Annotated in this window: 3 protein-coding genes; all 3 read right to left on the bottom strand. The window is 71.5% G+C overall.

Annotated features, from left to right (window positions below; genetic code table 11):
* Positions 1-46 precede the first annotated feature (46 nt).
* The 3 genes from JS521_RS34770 to JS521_RS34760 all read right to left on the bottom strand — a co-directional run bounded on the left by JS521_RS34770 (position 47) and on the right by JS521_RS34760 (position 3,124).
* A complete protein-coding gene (locus tag JS521_RS34770) occupies positions 47-2,140 on the bottom strand; it encodes a hypothetical protein (RefSeq protein ID WP_205086857.1) in 2,094 nt (697 codons plus the stop codon).
* Between the two features lie 190 nt (positions 2,141-2,330).
* Positions 2,331-2,717: a hypothetical protein gene (locus JS521_RS34765; RefSeq protein ID WP_205086856.1), complete on the bottom strand. Its 387-nt coding sequence runs from the start codon at positions 2,715-2,717 to the stop codon at positions 2,331-2,333.
* 11 nt (positions 2,718-2,728) lie between these two features.
* Entirely contained in the window at positions 2,729-3,124 is a 396-nt protein-coding gene (locus JS521_RS34760; protein ID WP_157847103.1) for a hypothetical protein, read from the bottom strand.
* Positions 3,125-3,241: the final 117 nt, after the last annotated feature.

Genomic DNA, 3,241 nt, shown 5'->3' with positions numbered 1-3,241 from the left:
GTACGGGGGCCGGCCTTCGCCGTGGTGTGGGTCGGGGCGGGCGGGGTTAGGCGGCGGCCATGTAGTCGGCGGCGTGGTCCTCGTGGACCCACGCCCCGTGGCCGACGTTGACGACCGGGATGGTCGGGTCGTCCTTCATCCGCTTGAGCGCGGTGCGTACCTGCGGGCCAGGCATCCCCAAGCTCTTGGCGATGATCGCCGGGGAGACCGGCTTGCCGTGCTGCTGGAGGAACGCCACGACCTTCTTCCCGGTCGCCGACAGGCCCGGCTTGACCGGTTCGACGGCCGTGGGCACCGGCTCCGGAGCCTGCGCGGTTGCCTGCGCGGGCACCGTGGCCTTCTTCCTGGTGCTCACCGGCGGTGCGGCGGGCGCGGCCGGGGTGTCGTCGAAGCGGTCGGGGTCGTAGGTGTAGCGCTCCCCGGCGTTGCGCAGGCGGAGCATCAGGGCGTGCTCATCGAGGATGTGGCGGACGATGGGCAGGGCGTCGATGGATGCCTGCTCGATGCCGGTGGTGAATCCTTCGTGGGCGAGGCCGTAGGCATCCTCCACGTTCGGGGCGCGCCACATCGCGGTGCGGTTGTCGGGCCCGGCGAGGTAGCCGAGGCCGCCGGTGGAGGTGCCGTCGGAGAACTCCTTGGGGATGGCGCCGGGGTCGACGCCGTCCAGGGCGCTGCCGGCGGCCCGCTTCCCGGTCGCGCTGCTGCCGGAGCGCAGGACGGCGTTGTTGCCGCCCTGGAGGATGTCGCGGATCAGCGTCTCCCCGCCCAGTTCGGAGGCGTTGGGGGACTGGTTGGCGAGGCGGAACTTGATGCCGACCTTCCGCGCCTCCTTGGCGAGGTCCCCGACAATCTTGACGGCTTCCTCGCCGTACTCGGGGTCGTTGAGGAGGTCGTGCGCCTCGTCCAGGGTGAGGGAGAGCAGCGGGTCCGGGTCGCCGGGGACGAAGAACGCCCTACCGACGCGGGTGCGGCCCTTCTCGTCGGTCCACTTCATCCGGTTGTAGCGCTCGGACCTCTCGTGCATGATCGCGTGGACCGCGCGCAGCACGACGATCCCGAAGTCGTTGCCCGGGGCGAACACGGCGACGCCGTCGGGCCAGTCCGGCAGGGACAGGCCCTTCTGCGGGTCGATGACGATCGAGCACACCAGCGGGGAGCGGCGCTCGATGCCCAGCAGCGCGTCCAGGAGGCGCGACTTGCCGGAGCCGGAGGTGCCGGTGACGAAGGAGTGCACCGCGCCGGAGCCCGGCAGGAAGAACCGGTAGTTGGCGATCACCCCGTCGTAGAAGATCCCGATCGGGGCGAGCCCCGTCTCCGGGTCCAGGACGTGCTGCTCGCCGAACAGGTTTCCCTTCTTGAGCGGGTTCTCGGTGAACACGGTGATCTTGCCCTTGCGGGGCGCGAACCTCTCCAGGGCGACCAGGTCCGGGTCGTCGATCCCGAGCGCGGACAGCACGTCGTCCAGGGCCTGGATCTTGAAGCTCTTACCCCTCGGCATGTGGATCTCCGCCGACCAGCCGCCCTTGGCAGTGGCGATCGGGGAGACCAGCTGGCTCTTGGGGTAGGGGCCGTCCGAAACGGCGGCGTACTGGATCCAGTCCAGCATCTGCTGGGCCAGCTCCGGGCTCTTGGCCTCCGGGCGGCGGCCCCAGCGCCGCCAGGCCCAGGTGCCATAGCCCATGGACCACAGCAGGGAAAAGCCCCACCAGGGGTTGTCGCCCCACTCCGGACCGCCCACGAACGCCATCGTGGTGAGAAGACCCGCGCCGGTCACCGGCATCGACAGGCCGGTGTACCGGTCGAAGGCGCCGGGCAGGGTGCGGGCGGGGCGCCAGATGCCGTTCCACTTCACCAGGCCGGGCAGCCAGCCCCACGCCCCGGCGGTGACGGCCCCGGCCGCACCGAGCGTCAGCGCGGTGCGCCATCCGTCGCCGGTGGTGGACAGGAGCTCCCCGGCCGGGCCCAGGCTCGCGGCCGTCGCGGCGAGGGCGAGTTGGCCGCGGTGGTCCAGCGCCCACCGCTTCAGCGTGCGCGAGGACTTCTTTCCGGCGGCGGCCTGGGCGGTGGCCGGGTTGGTCTGGGCGGCGATGAAGGCCGCGAGGTCGGTGTACTGCGGGGTGGGGTTCTTCGGGGCGCGCACGGCGGTGGTCCCTTCGGTTCAGGGTCGGTGGAGGACAGGGCGGGCACAGGCCCGGTGCTCCCCACCGCCCCCGGGACGCCCCGCCGTTGCGGGGCCCAGGGGCGTCTGGGCAGCAACGGGCCGGGCCCCACGGGTTCGTGGGGCCCGGCCACAGGCGGAGAAGCAGCGTCGTGCAGGTGGTGCGGGGCGCCTATTCGGCGTTGTAGAAGGTGTTCTTCGCCATCGGGACGTTCGAGTCGTCGACGGCGTCCTGGATGCGGCCGTGGTTGCGGTGCGCCGTACGGGCGGCGCTGGCGGCCTGGGTGACGGAGGTGTCGGTGGCGTTCTTGTACGCGTCGGCCGCCGTCTTCTGGCCGGTGATCAGGTCACCGAGCATCAGCGTGTTGCCCACGGTGTAGGTGTCCAGGGCGAGGGCCTTGAGCTCCTCGGCGATGCCGGACATGCGCTCGGCCATCTCGCCGGACCACGCGGCCAGGGCATCGACGTCCTCCTGGCGGGACTCGACCTCCGCCCGGATCGTGTTCAGCGCGGCCAGCAGGGCGCGGTGGTTGATGACGTCGTCGATCTTGCTGATCATCCGGTTGCCTTTCAGCGTTCGTAGTAGCCGGCCTGGGCGGCCGACTCGATGGGCGAGGACTGGACGGCCTCGGCGATCCCGCCGTGGGACTTGTAGGCGGCCTGGGCGGCGGCGGTCGCGAAGTCGCCGGAGTCCTTGGCCCTACCGCCGTACTGGGCGGCGGCCTGGGACTGGGTGCGGATCGACTCGCGCAGCAGGTCGACCTCGCGGCGGGTCTTGTCGTCGACCTCCATGTCCGCCATCTCCGCCTCGATCTGGTCCAGGCGGTTGGACAGGGTCAGGTCGTCCGCGGCGATGGCCAGGGCCTCCTCGGCGCGCATCTCGCACATCGCCCTGATGAGCGTGAAGGCGTTCATGAGGCCGTCCAGGGTGCGGATCTCGGGGATGATCGCGTGCGGTGCGGACATGGAATCTCCGTTCTGTGCGGTGTCGGGCACCACCGTCAGGTGGCGGGGCCCGGCGGGCGATACAGGCGCCGGGGCCGGGTCAGGAACCGGCTCCGGGGCGGTGGGGGCAGGGTCGGG

The organism is Streptomyces durocortorensis, from assembly GCF_016901035.1.
GTDB classification, from domain to species: domain Bacteria; phylum Actinomycetota; class Actinomycetes; order Streptomycetales; family Streptomycetaceae; genus Streptomyces; species Streptomyces durocortorensis.
Note: the sequence above shows the minus strand (reverse complement) of the source record. Positions and strands in the feature narration are given on the sequence as shown.